This window comes from Mesorhizobium sp. M4B.F.Ca.ET.143.01.1.1 (genome assembly GCF_004792275.1).
Classification (GTDB): Bacteria; Pseudomonadota; Alphaproteobacteria; order Rhizobiales; family Rhizobiaceae; genus Mesorhizobium; species Mesorhizobium abyssinicae.
Window position 1 is genome coordinate 1 of sequence record NZ_SRSR01000298.1, and the last position, 299, is coordinate 299.

Sequence of the window (299 nt, forward strand, 5' to 3'; positions counted from 1 at the left end):
GGCGCATTTTTGCACGAATACCCATCTCTTCATCTCCATGAGTTGGGGTGTCCGGAGCCGCCGGACGCGGACTACATGCCGCGCAGCGCGCGCCATATGTCGGTCCAGAAATAGGTGACCAGCGAGCCCATCGACGCGAAGGCGATGCCGGTCACGCCGAGGGCGCCCATGCCCATCAGCTTCCAGCGCGTCACCTCGGCCGTCACCGCCTTGACCTCGGTCATGTCATCGGTCAGCGTCTTGACGGCGTTTTCGGTTTCAGCAAGCCGATCGACCAGTTCGTCGGTCTTGGCGTACAT

The 299-nt window shown here is 62.2% G+C and carries 1 protein-coding gene; it reads right to left on the reverse strand.

Going from position 1 to position 299, the window contains the following annotated elements:
* Positions 1-71 precede the first annotated feature (71 nt).
* Positions 72-299: DUF1515 family protein (locus tag EN786_RS37070; protein ID WP_135910191.1), on the reverse strand; the 228-nt coding region annotated here is incomplete at its 5' end.